Raw genomic sequence first — 16,411 nt, forward strand, 5'->3', positions numbered from 1 at the left:
TTCAAGAAAGCCAAAGCGGTCTCAGGCCAGAACTGGCCTGAAACCGGGGAGTTCCCGCTACGACAGGAGCGTGATCACTCGAAACTGGCCGAGACCGTCGCAATGGCCGCAAAGCCGGTGCCAACCGCATAGGCGGGCTGCGACCCGACAAGGGTCTTGCCGCCCATTCCCTTGATCGAGGCGGCAGCTGTCGGCGTAAATCCGGTGATGGAAGACAGATAATGCACATCGCCGATATTCATCAGGCTCACCATGGCCTTGGGGCGCACGCGGCCGAAACGGGGCAGCCAGCGGCCGATCGAGGCATCGGCCGTGAAATAGGCCGGAATGCTCTGATCATTCATCAGTGTTGAATATTGCGAGTCAGAATAACGAAGGTTGAAATTGCCGAAAGTCGTGCCGTCATCATAGGTCAGTCCCAGTGCGCCCAGGAACTTGGGCGAGGCGACCTCCTGCTTGCCCTTGGTGGGCAGCACATCGCCCATATAGGCTATGTTATTGCCGATCTTCGTATGCATGTACTGGCCTGAGGCATAGGCGCTCAGATGGTGCCAGGGGCGGGTCGAGAGTTCAGCCTGAATGCCCATGGCCGATTCACCACCAGCATCGATAGGTTGTGAGGTCAGGATGCTCGTGCCGGGGATGTAGGACACGCTGCTGATCTGATGGTGCGTCAGATTGTAATTGAAGCCCGAAATCGTCGCCATGACTGGCCCGTAATGACGAAAGCCTATTTCTTCACCAATCATGTATTCAGGCGTGAAATTGGCCAGAGGCTGGGTGACCGGCACCGGCGTCGTGAAGGTATAGACAGGCACCTGCGCCTGAAAGGAGGAGGGCGCGCGATAGCCCGTGGTCCCGTTGATATAGATCTGGTTGTCAGATGTAAGCTGGTAGGAAATCAGCACCTGAGGGGCCGGGATGAACATGTTCTTCACCGATTTATACGGCTGGGCGCCGGGGAGATCTTCGGTGAAGCTGCGTGAAATCATGTTGGCCCGCAGCCCGGCATCAATCGTCAGACGGTCATGGAACAGCTTGATCTGGTCTTCGAGGCCGAGCGCGTTGAGCTGCTGGAACCCGTTGATGTCATATTGGGTGATCGCCTTGCCGCCTACGGTCAGGTAGCCGTTATTCTGGGTATACTGCCCCTGTGCATTGACCGCGTAGTGGTTCTGGAATTCGGTATGGACCGCATAGCTGTACCAGTAGGAGAATTTCAGCGTGTTGATACCACGGTGCCATGAGCCGATCAGGTTCAGGCCGCTTGATGTCTGCACCCAGGGATGAATGCTGATGGCCGTCACAGACCCTTTCGCGGGCGTATAGCCATCAAGCACGGCATATTGTTCGGTCCCGCGATAGCCGTTTGTAATGGGAATATTGGCACCGTAATTATTGGGCCCGTAGGTTTCGACCGCATAGGGCTGGGCATCGAGCGCAAACCCGTCTCCCAGATCGAAATGGTTCTTCAGTGTCCCGACGACGGCATTCGTCGCCTTGGTGTTGAGCTTGTAGTAAAGCGTATCGCCCGGCGTGTATTGGCCATGGGTGTTATAGCTGGTGCCGTATTGGCGCCATTGCGCCAGATTGGGATAGAGCCATTCCGTCTGATTGGCGTAGTTATAGCCGAAGATGAGCTCAGAACTGCTTTTCGGCGTCCAGTGCTTTTCGACCGCCGCATCAAGATGCCAGCGATAAAGACTGCCCGGCCCACGCCACAGATTGCCGCTGGAATAGGAACCCGAGACGAAACTCGTGACACCGCTATGACCAATCTCGCCGGTATCGATGCGTACGAATTCCTTGTTCGAGCTGTGGGTGCCACCCGAGCCTTCAGCATAGGCAGCGAAACGCGCTCCCGGGTGGCGCAGGCTCATGGTCATCTGCGCGCCATCGGCATTATAGGTTGGTGCTGTGAGGTCTGATGAGCCCTGACTGACGGCTACATTGGCAAGGTCTTCATTATCCACCATGGCCGAGGTGTAGGCGCTGTAGGTGAACGGGTCGGCCAGTGGCATGCCTTCATAGACCATGCCGATCTGCGTCTGATCGAGACCACGGATATGGACGGTTTCCGATGTGGTGCTGAGCGGCCCCTCATTTGTGCCCTGAACACCGGGAAGGCTGGACACAAGCACACCGGGGTTAACCAGAGGCGACTGCTTGGCGATATAGTCCTGCGTGACCATGCTGACCGATTTTGCTTCAGTCTGTCGGGTCATGAGGCCGCCTCCCTGCACGGCGCGATGAGCCGAGACGCTGACATTCTCGTCATGCGTGGCCATGAGGTCATGCGGTTTTGCCTGTGTCTTTGGCGCCGCCTTGCGCCGTGCGGCTGCCGGAACGGGCTTGTGATGCGCCTTCGCGACTGCCGGATGACACGTCCCGGCAGCTGCGAGAGCGACAAACCCGAACGTGCCGAGAGGAAGAAGAGCCCGTTTGCGGGCGGAACGCGAAAACGACATGGCCTGATCCTGATGGTCTCAGGGCAGACGCAACCTCACGCCGCCCGATGCGGACGCGACGGTGTCGAAACGATCGGTTTCTTTCAAACCACGATTTTATTTCGTTTTTATGATGGATTTGTTAACTGACATACTGAGTGGATAGGGAATGAATATGAACAAACACGAGGTAAATATCATATTAATAACTTTATTTTATTATGAATTTATCGACTCATGTGGGTATTGTTTTCTTTTTTGCCGTTGTGCGTTAAATTGAATATACAGTACCATCCCTATGATGTGTCAGTCGATGTCATGTGGAGCGGTTGATAATCTATATAACGATCTAGTTAATAAAAGTATCTGCCTACATATGCTGCAATTTATCGAATTTATATTTCAAATAGGGATTTCAACCCATATTGAAAACTATATCTCCGGCTCTCGCTCGGGATCGCAGCCATTCTGCATGCCGTGCATTTTTCGAATGATGTAGATGGGGCGGCATTTCGCTTCCATGTAAATCCGTCCGATATACTCTCCGAGAAGGCCAACAGAGATCAACTGGACTGAACCAAAGAAAATGATAGCGACAAACAGGGAAGGATAGCCCGGTACCGAATTGCCGAGGATGAGCGTGCGCAGCAGGATCAGGAAGCCGTAGATCATGGCGGCAAAGGCCCCGCATCCGCCGATCAGGGTCCAGATACGTAATGGCGCGGAGGAAAAGCTGGTAAACCCCTCCATCGCGAGATTGAAAAGGGAAAATGCGGAAAATTTCGAGCTGCCAGCGCTCCGCGTCATCCGGGTGTAATCGATCGTGACGGTACGAAAACCGACCCATGCAAAAAGACCTTTCATGAAACGCTGGCGTTCTGGAAGGCTCTTCAGAGCATTAACGACACAACGATCCATCAATCTGAAATCACCGACATTTTCGGGGATTTTGATGCGTGAGAGTGCATTGTGTATCTTGTAGAACCCGCTGGCCGTTTTGCGCTTCAGCAAAGAGTCTGACATGCGATCCACGCGTCGGGCATTGACAATTTCGGCACCCTCTCGCCAGGCAGCAACCATATCCGCAATGAGTTCGGGCGGATCCTGCAGATCGATATCGATAGGGATCACCGCGTCACCTTGCGATACGTCGAGCCCGACCGTAAGTGCTGCCTCTTTGCCAAAATTTCGTGACAGCTCGACGACCCGCGAACTGGGCATTTTCTGCGTCAGGGCAATGAGTTTTTCGAGCGTATCATCCCTGCTGCCGTCGTCGACATAGATGACCTCCCAACTGGTATCCGCAATGGCGTCGAGAATGGGCGTAACAGTCGCGACAAACAGGTCTATGGCACTGCTTTCATTGTAGCACGGCACAATCAGGGAGATCAGTTGGGGCAAGGCAGGTCTCTTTATGGGCGCGTCGGGCTGCCACTTTCCGGCATCAAGTCACGCCGGATCAGAGCACGGGTAATCGTGCGTATTCAGCAAATGCCATAGCCTATGGTCTGGCACAATAAAGAGCATACGGCTCGCTCCCGGTATCCGGGCCGATGCAAGGCGTAGCCTTTTGCGCATGGTGGCTGTAATGGAGGCGAATTCGTTGCGCGCCTTTGCTCACGCGGGGCAGATTGCCAGTTCGCCGATCTTCTCGGCCGGGAGGAGAGGGCAGGGCGGTTTACGCAGAAGCTGCGGAACGGACTCACTGCTTGTGCGATCCCAGGAGGGATCTGCGACTTCTCGAAGAGGCAGGGGAATCGCCGTAAAATCAGGCACATCGACCGGGAAGAACTTGCCCCCCATGTCGGAAAGGCGCAGGGGGCGTATGACGCGCCCCTTAGTCCAGAAGTAGATCACCCAGGCAAGCTTTCAGCACCTGGGTTGTAGATGCTCGCGTTACTCGGGCTGCCATAGCCTCCCGTTCATCATCAACTCAGCGCGGGGCGACCCAGCCATTGCCGGAGGCATCGCCGAGCTGGCCGCTCTGGACCGGGCTGCTGTTGGAATAGGCGGAACCGAATTTGCTGAGATCGGCACCCGTCACGGCATCGCGCTGCACGTTATCAGCGTGATCGGGGTCGGGGCCGTGGTTGAATTCGGTGCTGGGCGTTTCCTGATAGCCGGGGGGCAGGGAGTGACGTCCCTTGGCGGTCAGATGCTCGCCTTTGCCATGATACTCGACGCCGCCGTCATTGGTCGTGCTCTGCGGGACATGAGCGTCATTGGGGGCGTTCTGCCCCGTGAACTGGGCCCAGGCCGTACCGGCTGGCAGGGCGATGAGAGTGGCGGCCAGAAAGGCGCCGCGTCGGAGCTTTGCCATCGAAGCATTCCCTTGCAGTTTCGTCCCGTTTCGCATGGCGTACAGGAACGGTGGTTGCCAATTCGGAAATAAGCCCGATCTCTGGCGCTGTAAGAACGTCAAGTAAGCGGTGAGGCGGAAGGCGGCAAGAGTCTATTATGATGGATGATCTGTTCACTGCCCTTCGCGCACCCGAGGTCCTCGCGCCAGGGGCGGTGTTTTTTCCCGGTGCCGCCGCCTCGCATCAGCAAAGCCTTCTGGCGCAGGTGAATGAAGTCGTGTCGCAGGCGGCGTTGCGACAGCTCATGACACCGGGCGGGCGTCGCTTTTCCGTTGAAATGACAAATTGTGGCTCGCTCGGTTGGCATTCAGATGAGGCCGGCTATCGTTACGAGTCCCGAGACCCGCTTTCCGGCAGGGTCTGGCCGGCTTTGCCATCCGAGTGGATCACTTTTGCGCGTGACATGGCGGCGCAGGCGGGTTTCGACAGGTTCGAGCCACAGGCCTGTCTTCTCAATCGCTATGTTCCCGGTGCGCGCATGGGGCTGCATCAGGACCGTGACGAAACGGCATTCGACTCCCCCATCGTTTCTGTCTCACTGGGGTTGCCGGCGCAGTTTCTGTTCGGCGGGGGCGAGCGCTCCGACCCCGTTCGCAAATTGCGCCTTGTCAGTGGCGATGTGGTGGTGTGGGGTGGTCCCTCCCGTCTTTTCTATCACGGGATTGCGCCATTGGCCCCCGGTCATCACCCCCTGACGGGCGCCTGTCGCTGGAATCTGACCTTCCGCCGTGTCTGTGCCGAGGATAGCCCCTAGGCGGCACGGATATTCCGTTTCATACTAGCCCCCCTCTTTTTGAACCGAAGGAAGACGCTCTCATGCACCCGAACCGCGAACCCGCCCAGCACGCCGGCTGGACGCCGTCGAGCTGGCGGTCGCACCCCATTCGCCAGGCACCGCATTATCTGGATGCAGCCGCGCTCGACTCTGTCGAAGCCCGACTGCGGCGCTATCCGCCGCTGGTGTTTGCTGGCGAGACGCGGCGCCTGAAAAGCCAGCTCGCCAAGGCGGCGCGCGGCGAGGCGTTCGTTCTGCAGGGCGGGGCATGTGCCGAGAGCTTCAACGAGTTCACGGCTGATATCGTGCGCGACACGTTCCGTGTGCTGCTGCAGATGGCCGTCGTGCTGACTTTTGGTGCCAAGGTGCCGGTCATCAAGATCGGGCGCATGGCCGGGCAATATGCCAAGCCGCGCTCTTCCGACACTGAAACGCTCGATGGCGTGACGCTGCCCTGCTATCGCGGTGATATCATCAACGGACCGGAATTCACCGAAGCCGCCCGTCTGCCCGATCCGGGCCGTATGGAAACCGGTTATTTCCAGTCTGCGGGTGTCATGAACCTGCTGCGTGCCTTTGCTTCTGGCGGCTATGCAAATCTGCACGAGGTGCATCGCTGGAATCTGGGTTTCGTCAAGCGTTCACCGCTGGCCGAGCGCTATCAGGATCTTGCCCAGCGTATCGACGAGACGCTGTCCTTCATGGGGGCCTGCGGCTTCAACCAGAGCGCACCGCAGATCAACGAGACCGAGTTCTATACCTCGCATGAGGCGCTGCTTCTGCCTTACGAGCAGGCCCTGACGCGCATCGATAGCCTGAGCGAGAACTGGTACGATTGCTCGGCGCATTTCCTCTGGATCGGTGACCGTACGCGTCAGCCCGATGGCGCTCATGTCGAGTTTCTGCGTGGTGTCGGCAACCCGATCGGCATCAAGGTCGGTCCGACAACGACCCTCGATGATCTCGAAAAGCTGCTGGATATTTTGAACCCCAAAGACGAGGCGGGGCGTATCACCCTCATCTCGCGTATGGGTGCGGGCAAGGTGGGCGATTTCCTGCCGCCGCTTCTCGACAAGGTTCAGGCCAGTGGCCGCACGGTCACCTGGCTCTGCGATCCGATGCATGGCAACACCATCACCACGGCAGACAAGGTCAAGACGCGGTCTTTCGACTCCATTCTGGGCGAGGTGAAGGGTTTTTTCTCGGTCTTCCAGCAGGCCGGTCTGCGTCCCGGTGGCATTCATATCGAAATGACGGGTCAGGACGTGACGGAATGCGTCGGCGGCGCCCAGTGCCTTACCGAAGCCGATCTGGCCGGGCGCTACGAGACATTCTGCGATCCGCGGCTGAATGCCGAGCAGTCACTCGAAATGGCCTTCCTGCTCGCTGAAGAGCTGACGGGGCATTTCCGTGATCATGGAGTGCTGCAAAAATGAGTCCGAACCGGCCCGATGAAGAAAATACGGCTATCAAGGCGGCGGTCGGCCCGAAACTCGCTCTGACCAGAAGCGAGATCGCGGCGCGCACCGATGCGTATTTCAACCGCACCCAGGCCATCGTCTCGCATTTCGGCGAGTGCGAAGTCACTTATGCGCTCTTCATCCGTCGGCCGGTTATCGCTGCCCATGGTCTGATGATCGAGTGGCTTGAAAACGTTGCGCGGGAGCAGGGTTTTTCGGTCGCAATCGAGATCGTGACACCGGAAGGCAGCTGGGTCGGGGCAGGGGAGCCGCTGGTCTATCTGACCGGCCCCTTCACCCGAATGGCCCCGCTTGAGACATTGCTGCTTCAGAAGCTCGGCTCTGCCTGCGTCGCGGCCCATAATGCCTATCAGATGGCGCTCGCCCTGCCTGATGCGGCATTCCTGGCCATGGAAGCACGGCATTGTGCCGGTTTCGAAATGCAGGAAATCATGGGCTACGCGGCCTCGGTGGGGTCGCGTGCCGCACGGCGCGAGGGGGCCAAGGGCTTCATCGGCTGCGCCAATGACGTGACTGCCGGTTTCTTTGGTTGCGAGCACGGGCTGGGGACCATGCCTCATGCCCTGATCGGCTATGCCGGTTCGACCCTGCGTGCGGCCGAGATGTATCACGAGGTCTATCCCAACGACCCTCTGGTGGTGCTCGTCGATTATTTTGGCCAGGAAATCACCGATGCCCTGGCCGTCTGCCGTCGCTTCCCCGAACTGGCTGCTGAAGGGCGCATCAGCGTGCGTCTCGACACTCATGGCGGGCGCTTTATCGAAGGGCTCGACCCGCAATCTTCCTATGGCGTGCTCGAGCGTCATACGCCGGGCACGATCAGGCGCTATCGCTCCGATCACGAGCTGAAAGACCTCGTCGGCACAGGGGTGTCGGCAGCGGCTATCTGGTGGATGCGCGAATCGCTTAACGCCGCCGGTTTTACGGAAGTGAAGATCATCGTCTCGTCCGGTTTCGGCCTTGAGAAATGCATGACCATGCGCGACTCTCATGCACCGCTTGATGTGGTCGGGACAGGATCTTTCATTCCGGTCAAATGGAACGAAACCTATGCCACAGCCGATATCGTTGCCTATGACGGCGAAAAGCGGGTGAAGGTCGGGCGTGAGTTCCTCCTGCAGAAAATCCCGTCAAGAACAAAGGAGAATGAAGCGTGAGCAGTTCTGAAGCAGAGCCCGATCGCGGCTGGTTTGTCCGCATTCTCGATAATTCGGGCGGTGCAGAAGAAGGGATTGTGGAAGAGGTCAAGGACTTCCAGGATCTCGCCCATGCCAATGCCTATGCCCGCGCCTATGTGCGTGACAGCATCGAGCGTTGCCGTGTCGGCGGCGCTGTCGGGCGCGAAGTGCTCGAATCCTGGTTCTCGTTCGGTGAAGACGCGATCGTTGTCGAAGCAGGCGATGATGGCTGGAAATCGGCTTCGGAGCTTGAGGATTTTGCGGCAACGCCCGCCTCTCCCATGGAACGCGACTGGCGCACCCTCGACCCGCGCCGCCTCGTGGAAGACGACGAGCAGGTCGAACTCTGATGGCTCTCGACCGCCGCAAACTCCTCCTCGCCGCAGCGTCACTCGGCATGGCTGCGCCTGTGTCAGGTCTTGCCGCAACCGTGCTGCCACCCGCCCCCGCACCGCAGAACGGCCTCTCGGATCTGAGCCGACTGCTTGCATCCCTGCCGCGGCGCCGCCAGTTTACCACCGTGCCGCGCCTGCTCGATCACCCCGATCTGTGGGATGATGTGGCCTTCGATGCGCTGCTCGCCTATCGCGGCCAGCAGAAAATGATCGGCACGGGCACATCGCTGGCAGGTAACTGGCCAAGCGAGGCGCAGAACTTGCTCAACAGCGAGATTTTCTCGTTTGTTCATCCCGATGCCTTGCTGGTGATGGCCTTGTGGGGCGAAGCGCAGCTCGCACTCTATAACGAGGCTGCCTGGTCCCATTTCGATCTGGCCAGGCTGGTGGCCCCAGGCCAGACCGCGTCTCCGCTGCATCAGACACCGGCAGGCACATCGCGCCATCATCAGGATGAGCAGGGTGCCTATGGCGCTGCAGGGCGCAGCATTCCCGCGCTTCAAGCGCGTGGTGTTGTCTTCCTGGCCTGTCATAACGCCATCTGGGCGCATGCAGGCAGGCTGATCGCTCTTGATTCCGGGCCTGCAGGGTTGAGTCAGGAGCAACTGGCGGCAGAACTGACCAATGCGCTTGATCCGCGCGCCATCGTGACGCCAAGCGCGCTGGGCGCGCTGGCAGAGTTGCAACGGGCCGGGTTCTCGCGGATTTTCTGAGAACCCCCGGTTTTCTGAACATCCGGGGGCGCAGAGGCTCTGGCAAATTGCCGAAGCGCTTGGCATAGAAGCAGCATGAAACTGCGCTTCGCCCCCAGCCCGACCGGCTATCTTCATGTTGGCAATGCCCGACTGGCCATTGCCAACGCCCTGTATGCCCGCAACCATAGCGGCAAATTCCTGCTGCGTATCGACGACACGGATGTCGAGCGCTCAAAGGCGGAATACGAGCAGGGCATCAAGACCGATCTGGAATGGCTCGGTCTTGGCTGGGATGAAATTGCCCATCAGTCACAGCGCCTCGACCGCTATGCGCTTGCCATCGAGGCCCTGAAAGCGTCGGGGCGTCTTTATCCGTGCTTCGAGAGCGAGCTCGAACTCGCTGCCAAGCGCGAGGCCCGTCTCAAGGCGCGCAAACCCCCCATCTATGACCGTGCAATGCTGCGCCTGACGCCCGAACAGCGCGAGCGGGCAGAAGCCAATGGCAAGACGCCCTATTGGCGCTTCCGCCTTTCAGACGGCCACAAAGCCTGGCGCGATCTCGTGATGGGCGATCTGTCGGTAAAGCTCACCGCCATATCCGACCCGGTTCTGGTGCGCGCGGACGGCACGGTGCTTTACACGCTTGCCTCGGTCGTCGACGACATGGAGCTGGGCGTAACCCACATCATCCGTGGTGAGGATCACATCACCAATACCGGCGTCCAGCTCGATATCATCGAGGCGCTGGGTGGCAGACCGAACCGCTTTACCTTTGCCCATCTGCCCCTGCTTCTCGATGAGGGCGGTGGCAAGCTGTCCAAGCGCTTTGACGCCCTTTCGCTGCGCGCCCTGCGTCATGACGGCATGGAGCCGCAGTCAGTCGTTTCCTATCTGTCGAAAATCGGCAGCTCTGACGACCCGGTGCCGATGACGCTTGAGCAGTCGATCGCAAGCTACGATCTGTCTCACGTCTCGAAATCGGCAGCGCGCTTCGACATGCAGCATCTGCTCGGCCTCAATCGCCGTCTGCTGCACAGCCTGTCCTTCGAGGATGTGAAAGCACGTCTGCCGCAGGGCGCCGATGAGGCCTTCTGGAACGCCATTCGTGGCAATGTCGATCTCACCGGCGAGATCGCGTTCTGGTGGGATGTTGTGCAGGGCGAAATCGCGCCCCCCGCTCTGAGCGATGAGGCTGCCTTCCTCGCTCAGGCAGAGCAGACCCTGCCCGCAGCCCCTCTGGACTCCGAGAGCTGGAAGCTCTGGACCAATGCCCTCAAGGAGGTTTCGGGCCGCAAGGGCAAGGCCTTGTTCCACCCGCTGCGTCTTGCCCTGACAGGAGAGGATGCGGGCCCCGAGCTTCACGCTCTTCTGCCTCTGATGGGTCGCGAGCGCGTCATCCGGCGCCTGCAGGAAGCAGCCCTGACCTGAGAAATCGGGGGGGCGCCGTCATGACTGGCGATCCGGCTGAGAAGGCGGAGCAGGACAAGGTGCCACCCCCGGGAGCCCTTGGGCTCCTGACCGACTCAGCCGATGGATTGCAGGATCGCGCGCGCGCCTCTGTGACGCGCGTGGGGATTGGCAGCAATTTCTGGACCGATCTCTATCATCATGCCCTGACCACCTCGTGGCCCCGCTTCATGGGGTGGTCGACTATTGCCTATTTTGTCATCAATCTGGCTTTCGCGCTTCTGTATCGGCTGTGCAATGCGCGCATCAACAATGCCGCCGATCTCGATCTGCTGTCGCTGTTCTTCTTCAGCGTGCAAACGCTCTCGACCGTCGGCTATGGCGTTATGGCCCCAACGGGCCATATGGCCAATGCCCTCGTCTCGATCGAGGCCCTGCTGGGCATGATGATCAATGCGCTTTCGACGGGCGTGGTCTTTGCCCGGTTTTCGCGCCCGCGTGCGCAGATCGTGTTCAGCAAGGCAGCGGTCATCAGCAAACGCGCAGCCCCGCCTGTCCTGTGTCTCAGAATAGCCAATGCGCGAAAGAGCGCTGTTCTGGCGGTCGATGCCGAACTGTCCCTCTCGCAATTCGTCATCGGCGAGGGTGGTTATCCGACACGCATTTTCACGCCGCTGAAGCTGCTGCAGTCGCGCATGCCGGAATTGCGGTTCATCGAGACACTGGCGCATCCCATCGACAGCAACAGCCCCCTCGCGCTGCTCAATCGTGAGCAGCTCGATGCGACCTATGCCCAGATCCTGGTGACTGTGCGCGGCACCGACGAGGCCACGGGTCAGGCGGTGCTGTCGCAACATGCCTATGAGCCAGCCCGTATTCTGGCGGGCAGGCGTTTTGTCGATATGGTCTCGCAGGACAGTCAGGGAAACTACCTGATCGATTATCGACGTCTGCATGTGCATGAGCGCGAACCTGCATTCGACAGCTGAGGCCCGACCGTTTCAGTGAAAAGCGCGCGCTGCCTTGTCTGGTGACGTGGCAGGCCAGAAGCCTGTAGACACCGCACTACGTTTCTTATTTCGCAACAGGTTGTTTTCAGGCAGAAAAAATAAAAAATTCATATAAAAACTCTTGTTGCGCTAAATTTCATTTAGAAATGCAACTATGAATAACAAGAAAAACTATTTTTAAATATATAAGTCATTACAACATATATTTCACACTACATACTTGTTTCGACACAAAACTATTCTCAAACCGCATTAAGTCATGCGCGCCGGATGTGCGTCACCATGAGCGATGCCCCGGTTTTCGTGCGGATCGAAGAAAGCCGGAAGCCCCGACTGGGCAAAATACAGTCGGGCAGGGGCGGGAGAAATGTTTGTGTTGAAGGGTAAAAGACTGTGCCTGGTGTTTACGTTTCTTTGCTGCACCGGCTCTGCCTATTCCGCGACCAAAAGCGACAAGAAGTCACAGGTACATGACCGGGCCCACGCCGCTGCCAGACAGAGCGCAGCGACACCTGCAGCGAAGAGAGGCTCTTCCGGTCAGGTCAAAAAGTCGGCCTCCAAGAAAACCGTCATGCTCAAGAGTGACCCCGAGAGCATCGACGTGACGGCGCAAAAACACGCTAGAAACTTCCAGAAAGACCCAAGCTCGGTCACGGTCTTCTCGGCAAAACAGCTCGCCAATCGTCATGTCGTCTCACTGACCGATCTGGGCGATGGTTCCATCCCGTCGCTGCGTATTGCGCAGTTCTCGGGCCGCAACTCGGCGCTGGTCGTCAATATCCGTGGCGTGGGTGTGCTGGGTGACAGCAACCAGCCAGCGCGTGATCAGGGTGTGGGTGTCTATATCGATGGCGTCTATGTGGCGCGCCCGCAGGCACTCGGTACAGCGCTTTTCGACGTCGAGAGCATGGAAGTGCTCAAGGGCCCGCAGGGCACGCTCTTCGGGCGTAATACCGAAGCCGGCGCGCTCAACATCATCACGCGCAGGCCGACCGGCAAGTTCGGCATGCGTCTTCTCGGCGGGTTCGGCAATTACAACAGCAACAAGGGCGAGCTGCATCTTGACCTTCCGGCATTCCACGATCTGGCCATCAAGATCGACGCCGTCACGGCCCATCGTGCGCCGTTGGTAACGAACCCCCTGCCCGACACGGGCGGGTTCAACCAGTATGACAAGCATGGCTTCCATGTCGAAGCGATGTATCACCCGGTCGATAATTTCACCGCCGATTATGCCTATGACAATTCCTATGACAGCACAACCACCCTGTGGATGCAGCTGCTGAAACCGGGCACCAACAAGCTGGCGCAGATTGCCCAGCTGCAGACGACCCGCGCCAAGCGCGCCTTTGTGGGCGTTCCGGAGGAGCCGAGCATCGGCAAGACCAACGGCCACCGCATGACGCTCGACTACAAGGCCATCCCGCAATATCTCTCCTTCAGATCCATCACGGCCTATCGCGAGCTGAGCCAGAGCCAGTTCGATAACGGTATGGCTGCGGGCAGCATGTCCAACACAAGCGGCAAGTTCACCGGGGTAAGCTTTGCCCGCAACTCGCTTGCCGGTTTCTGGCAAAACCAGATCAGTCAGGAAATTCAGGCTTTCGGCCATACCAAACGGCTGAAATATCAGGGCGGCCTTATCTATTTCCGCGAGCATGCCGCCGATAACGCGCAGGCGTTTTACACCAATCAGTTCACCAACGCGTCCGGCAGCGAATACAAGCTGCTCACCGGTCCGGCCTATGATGACTGGGGTCTTCAGCCCATCGACCGCGCCAGCCACGTCACGTCCAAAAGCTGGGGTGTCTATGGCAATGCGGTCTATACGCCGCCCATTCTCTACGACAAGCTGCATCTGACGGCAGGGCTTCGCTGGTCGCATGACGGCAAGCATGGCACGCTCACCACGGTCAACAACAGCGCCCCCATCAACACGGCGGGTGTCTCGGGTCCGATCGATTTCGATGCGGCGTGGTCACGTGTCGATCCACTGCTCGAAGTCAGCGGCGATCTGACAAAGCGCGTGCTGCTTTATGGAAAATGGAGCACAGGCTACAAGCCCGGCGGCGCCAATTCACGCGCTCAGGACTACGAGGCTTTCGGGCCTGAATCGGTCTCGATGTTCGAATTCGGCTCCAAGACCGAGTTTCTCGACCAGCGCGTCCGCTTCAATGTCGCGGGATACTGGGGTGACTACAAGGACATCCAGGTTGATTTCAGCAAGCCCTATCAGATCGGCAACCAGCTCACGACACGCACCACGACATCGACCATCAATGCTCCCGGTCATGGCGATCTGAGCGGTGTCGAAGCCGAGCTGAATGTCTCGCCCATGCGCTATCTGACAGTCGGCTTTTCCTACGCCTATAACTACGTGCATATCCCGCCGACCGCGAACCCTTACCAGAACTCGCTCGGCGTCATCAGCACCATGCTCGTGCCGATCTACCAAAACTACACGCCCGCCCATTCGGGCAGTTTCCAGGTCGATTACACACGGCCGTTCCATGGCTTCACGCTTCTTGCCCATCTCGATGGCAATATCGACAGCGGCTATTATGCCAATACGACCGACCCGGTTTATCTGGGTGTTGGCAACGCGAGGAACGTCTATCAGCCAAAGGGTGATAGCGGTCTGATCGTCAATGGACGTATCGCCATCTCGAATGTTCAGCTGGGTAATACCGGCACCAAGGCGACCTTCTCGCTGTGGTCACGCAATCTGTTTGCCGAGCAGCACGCCTATTTCAAGTCTCTGGGCGTCACGACCGGTCTGCAGAGCTATTTCAACGAACCGCGTCAGTTCGGTGGTCAGGTCGAACTGGCCTTCTGAGTGCGATAGCTGCGGGTGTGGTTCTGCTCATCCGCAGCTGTATCGCCTGTGTTGGAAGCCTGATGGCATCCCGGCAATGATCCGGTACCGCCAGGAAGGAGCGCATGCAGGGTGACAAATCCCTGGCATGCGCTGCCACATCGGGCATCAGGCACACTAGGCATCAGGCTTCGGGCACGTCTTCCGAAAGGGCCTCAGCCTGGGCTTTCAGACGATGAAAGCTGCGTCGGCTGAAGGGGAGGATCAGCAGATAGATCAGCCCGGCAGCCGCAAGGGCCAGCCAGGGATCGGCAAGCAGAATGGCGGCATAAAGCAGCGTGCCGAGCATCAGCGGCAGCACATAGCGCGATGCGATCTTGAAGTTCTTGAACGACCAGACGGGCAGGGTCGAGACAAGAAGAGCCGCCGTCAGAATCAGCGCTCCGGCCGCCAGTATGGGAGAGCGGGCAATGGAATCGAGCAGGGGCCAATGCATCTTTTCAGCTTCAAGGCCGAGAAAGATCGGAAAAAGCACAATACCCGCACCTGCCGGGGCAGGGACGCCCGTGAAGAAATTATAGGAATATTCCGGCTTTTCCTCGTCATCGAGGCTGGCATTGAATCGAGCCAGACGCAGCGCCATGCAGACGGTGAAGAGAATGCAGGGCACATAGCCATAGCGGCCACCGTCGCCATGCAGCGTCCAGAGATAGAGCAGGAAGGGCGGTGCCACGCCAAAACAGACGAAATCCGACAGCGAGTCGAATTCGGCGCCAAAACGTGATGTGCCATGCAGCAACCGGGCAATGCGGCCATCCAGCCCGTCGATGCACGCTGCAATCACCAGCGCCACAGCGGCATAGGAGAATTGCTGCTCCAGCCCGTAGCGCAGGCTGCTCAGCCCGGCGCAAAGCCCGAGCATGGTCAGCAGATTCGGAATCAGCCGGTTGAAGGAGGGCCCACGCACACGCACACGCCGGGGGCGGATGCGCCTCAGGCGACGGCGCTTGCGCCCCGGTCGCGTGGCGCCGCTTTCCTGGTTGTCAGATCGGGACACCGTGAGATCCGGCGTGGGCGTAAGGGGCGCTTCCGACACGGGCGACTGCGGATCAGAGATGGGCTATGACGGTTTCGCCGCCGACCATGATCTGGCCGGTGCTCACCAGAGGCGTCACGCCGGGCGGCAGATACAGATCGGTGCGCGATCCGAAGCGGATCAGGCCGAAGCGGTCGCCGGGTTCCACCGTGCTGCCTTCCTCGACATAGCAGACGATGCGGCGGGCAATCAGGCCGGCAATCTGCACGATCGCCATGTGGCGTCCGTCTTCGAGCGTCAGGCGCACTTCATTGCGCTCGTTCAGGTCCGAAGCCTTGTCCAGGCTGGCATTGAGAAACTGACCGGCATGATAGGCAATCTTCGTGACCGTGCCCGCGGCAGGCATACGATTGATATGGACGTTCAGCACCGAGAGGAACGTGGCCACACGCCAGACCGGGTCGCTGCCCATGCCAAGCGCTGCCGGGGGCGTTGCCAGCTCGACCGAAACCACGCGGCCATCAGCCGGTGCCAGAGCCAGATCGGTCCGCGACGGCGGGAAACGCTTCGGATCGCGGAAGAAATACAGGCAGAAAGCAAACCCGCCCAGCGCCACATTGCCGATCAGGCGTGTGGCCCGCCAGGGCGTCGCACGGCCCAGAACGGTCAGGCCGCCTGTCAGCGCGAGAAACGGGATGGCTGCGCGATGCGGCGGAGCCAGAACGGATTTGATCGATTGAATCAGGGACATGAGCGCAGTCTTACGACACCGTGGTTTGCGGTCAAGCTTTTGGGACAGAAGGCCGGAAATT

The 16,411-nt window shown here is 59.0% G+C and carries 14 protein-coding genes; 8 read left to right on the top strand and 6 right to left on the bottom strand.

Going from position 1 to position 16,411, the window contains the following annotated elements; all coding sequences use genetic code 11:
• Positions 1-74: 74 nt before the first annotated feature.
• The 4 genes from AA105894_RS15505 to AA105894_RS15520 all read right to left on the bottom strand — a co-directional run bounded on the left by AA105894_RS15505 (position 75) and on the right by AA105894_RS15520 (position 4,767).
• A complete protein-coding gene (locus tag AA105894_RS15505; protein WP_267312525.1) occupies positions 75-2,468 on the bottom strand; it encodes a TonB-dependent receptor in 2,394 nt (797 codons plus the stop codon).
• 411 nt (positions 2,469-2,879) lie between these two features.
• Positions 2,880-3,848 (bottom strand): glycosyltransferase family 2 protein, encoded by a 969-nt coding sequence (locus AA105894_RS15510; RefSeq protein WP_267312526.1) that lies wholly within the window; start codon positions 3,846-3,848, stop codon positions 2,880-2,882.
• A gap of 216 nt (positions 3,849-4,064) precedes the next feature.
• Positions 4,065-4,304 (bottom strand): hypothetical protein, encoded by a 240-nt coding sequence (locus tag AA105894_RS15515; protein ID WP_267312527.1) that lies wholly within the window; start codon positions 4,302-4,304, stop codon positions 4,065-4,067.
• 76 nt (positions 4,305-4,380) lie between these two features.
• Positions 4,381-4,767 (bottom strand): hypothetical protein, encoded by a 387-nt coding sequence (locus AA105894_RS15520; protein WP_267312528.1) that lies wholly within the window; start codon positions 4,765-4,767, stop codon positions 4,381-4,383.
• 137 nt (positions 4,768-4,904) lie between these two features.
• Here AA105894_RS15520 and alkB point away from each other — a divergent pair, with 137 nt between their 5' ends.
• From alkB to AA105894_RS15560, 8 genes are all read left to right on the top strand, one after another.
• On the top strand, positions 4,905-5,561 hold the full coding sequence (gene alkB, locus AA105894_RS15525; RefSeq protein WP_267312529.1) for a DNA oxidative demethylase AlkB: 657 nt from the start codon (positions 4,905-4,907) through the stop codon (positions 5,559-5,561).
• Positions 5,562-5,623: 62 nt separating this feature from the next.
• Entirely contained in the window at positions 5,624-7,018 is a 1,395-nt protein-coding gene (locus tag AA105894_RS15530) for a class II 3-deoxy-7-phosphoheptulonate synthase (protein WP_188425937.1), read from the top strand.
• The gene (locus AA105894_RS15535; RefSeq protein ID WP_267312530.1) at positions 7,015-8,220 is read left to right on the top strand and encodes a nicotinate phosphoribosyltransferase; all 1,206 of its coding nucleotides are present in this window, start codon (positions 7,015-7,017) and stop codon (positions 8,218-8,220) included. Before AA105894_RS15530 ends, AA105894_RS15535 begins: the two co-directional genes overlap by 4 nt.
• Entirely contained in the window at positions 8,217-8,591 is a 375-nt protein-coding gene (locus AA105894_RS15540; RefSeq protein WP_188425935.1) for a hypothetical protein, read from the top strand. Before AA105894_RS15535 ends, AA105894_RS15540 begins: the two co-directional genes overlap by 4 nt.
• The gene (locus AA105894_RS15545; protein WP_267312531.1) at positions 8,591-9,349 is read left to right on the top strand and encodes a transcriptional initiation protein Tat; all 759 of its coding nucleotides are present in this window, start codon (positions 8,591-8,593) and stop codon (positions 9,347-9,349) included. The genes AA105894_RS15540 and AA105894_RS15545 overlap by 1 nt, the downstream gene beginning before the upstream one ends.
• A gap of 75 nt (positions 9,350-9,424) precedes the next feature.
• Positions 9,425-10,759: a glutamate--tRNA ligase gene (gltX, locus tag AA105894_RS15550; protein WP_267312532.1), complete on the top strand. Its 1,335-nt coding sequence runs from the start codon at positions 9,425-9,427 to the stop codon at positions 10,757-10,759.
• A 20-nt stretch (positions 10,760-10,779) separates the two neighbouring features.
• Positions 10,780-11,727 (top strand): ion channel, encoded by a 948-nt coding sequence (locus AA105894_RS15555; protein ID WP_267312533.1) that lies wholly within the window; start codon positions 10,780-10,782, stop codon positions 11,725-11,727.
• A gap of 421 nt (positions 11,728-12,148) precedes the next feature.
• Positions 12,149-14,584 (top strand): TonB-dependent receptor, encoded by a 2,436-nt coding sequence (locus tag AA105894_RS15560; RefSeq protein WP_267312534.1) that lies wholly within the window; start codon positions 12,149-12,151, stop codon positions 14,582-14,584.
• Positions 14,585-14,747: 163 nt separating this feature from the next.
• Here the strand turns inward: AA105894_RS15560 and AA105894_RS15565 are convergent, their stop codons facing one another.
• Together AA105894_RS15565 and AA105894_RS15570 are read right to left on the bottom strand one after the other, a co-directional pair.
• Entirely contained in the window at positions 14,748-15,530 is a 783-nt protein-coding gene (locus AA105894_RS15565; protein WP_188426271.1) for a CDP-alcohol phosphatidyltransferase family protein, read from the bottom strand.
• Between the two features lie 142 nt (positions 15,531-15,672).
• Positions 15,673-16,398: a phosphatidylserine decarboxylase gene (locus tag AA105894_RS15570; RefSeq protein WP_267312590.1), complete on the bottom strand. Its 726-nt coding sequence runs from the start codon at positions 16,396-16,398 to the stop codon at positions 15,673-15,675.
• Positions 16,399-16,411: the final 13 nt, after the last annotated feature.

The sequence above is a fragment of the Asaia spathodeae NBRC 105894 genome, from assembly GCF_025994195.1.
GTDB classification, from domain to species: Bacteria; Pseudomonadota; Alphaproteobacteria; order Acetobacterales; family Acetobacteraceae; genus Asaia; species Asaia siamensis.

Bases quoted from the DNA above. Each gene is read 5' to 3' on its own strand.
- AA105894_RS15505 (WP_267312525.1), bottom strand. From the start codon at position 2,468: ATGTCGTTTTCGCGTTCCGCCCGCAAACGGGCTCTTCTTCCTCTCGGC.
- AA105894_RS15520 (WP_267312528.1), bottom strand. From the start codon at position 4,767: ATGGCAAAGCTCCGACGCGGCGCCTTTCTGGCCGCCACTCTCATCGCC.
- alkB (WP_267312529.1), top strand. From the start codon at position 4,905: ATGATGGATGATCTGTTCACTGCCCTTCGCGCACCCGAGGTCCTCGCG.
- AA105894_RS15530 (WP_188425937.1), top strand. From the start codon at position 5,624: ATGCACCCGAACCGCGAACCCGCCCAGCACGCCGGCTGGACGCCGTCG.
- AA105894_RS15535 (WP_267312530.1), top strand. From the start codon at position 7,015: ATGAGTCCGAACCGGCCCGATGAAGAAAATACGGCTATCAAGGCGGCG.
- AA105894_RS15545 (WP_267312531.1), top strand. From the start codon at position 8,591: ATGGCTCTCGACCGCCGCAAACTCCTCCTCGCCGCAGCGTCACTCGGC.
- gltX (WP_267312532.1), top strand. From the start codon at position 9,425: ATGAAACTGCGCTTCGCCCCCAGCCCGACCGGCTATCTTCATGTTGGC.
- AA105894_RS15555 (WP_267312533.1), top strand. From the start codon at position 10,780: ATGACTGGCGATCCGGCTGAGAAGGCGGAGCAGGACAAGGTGCCACCC.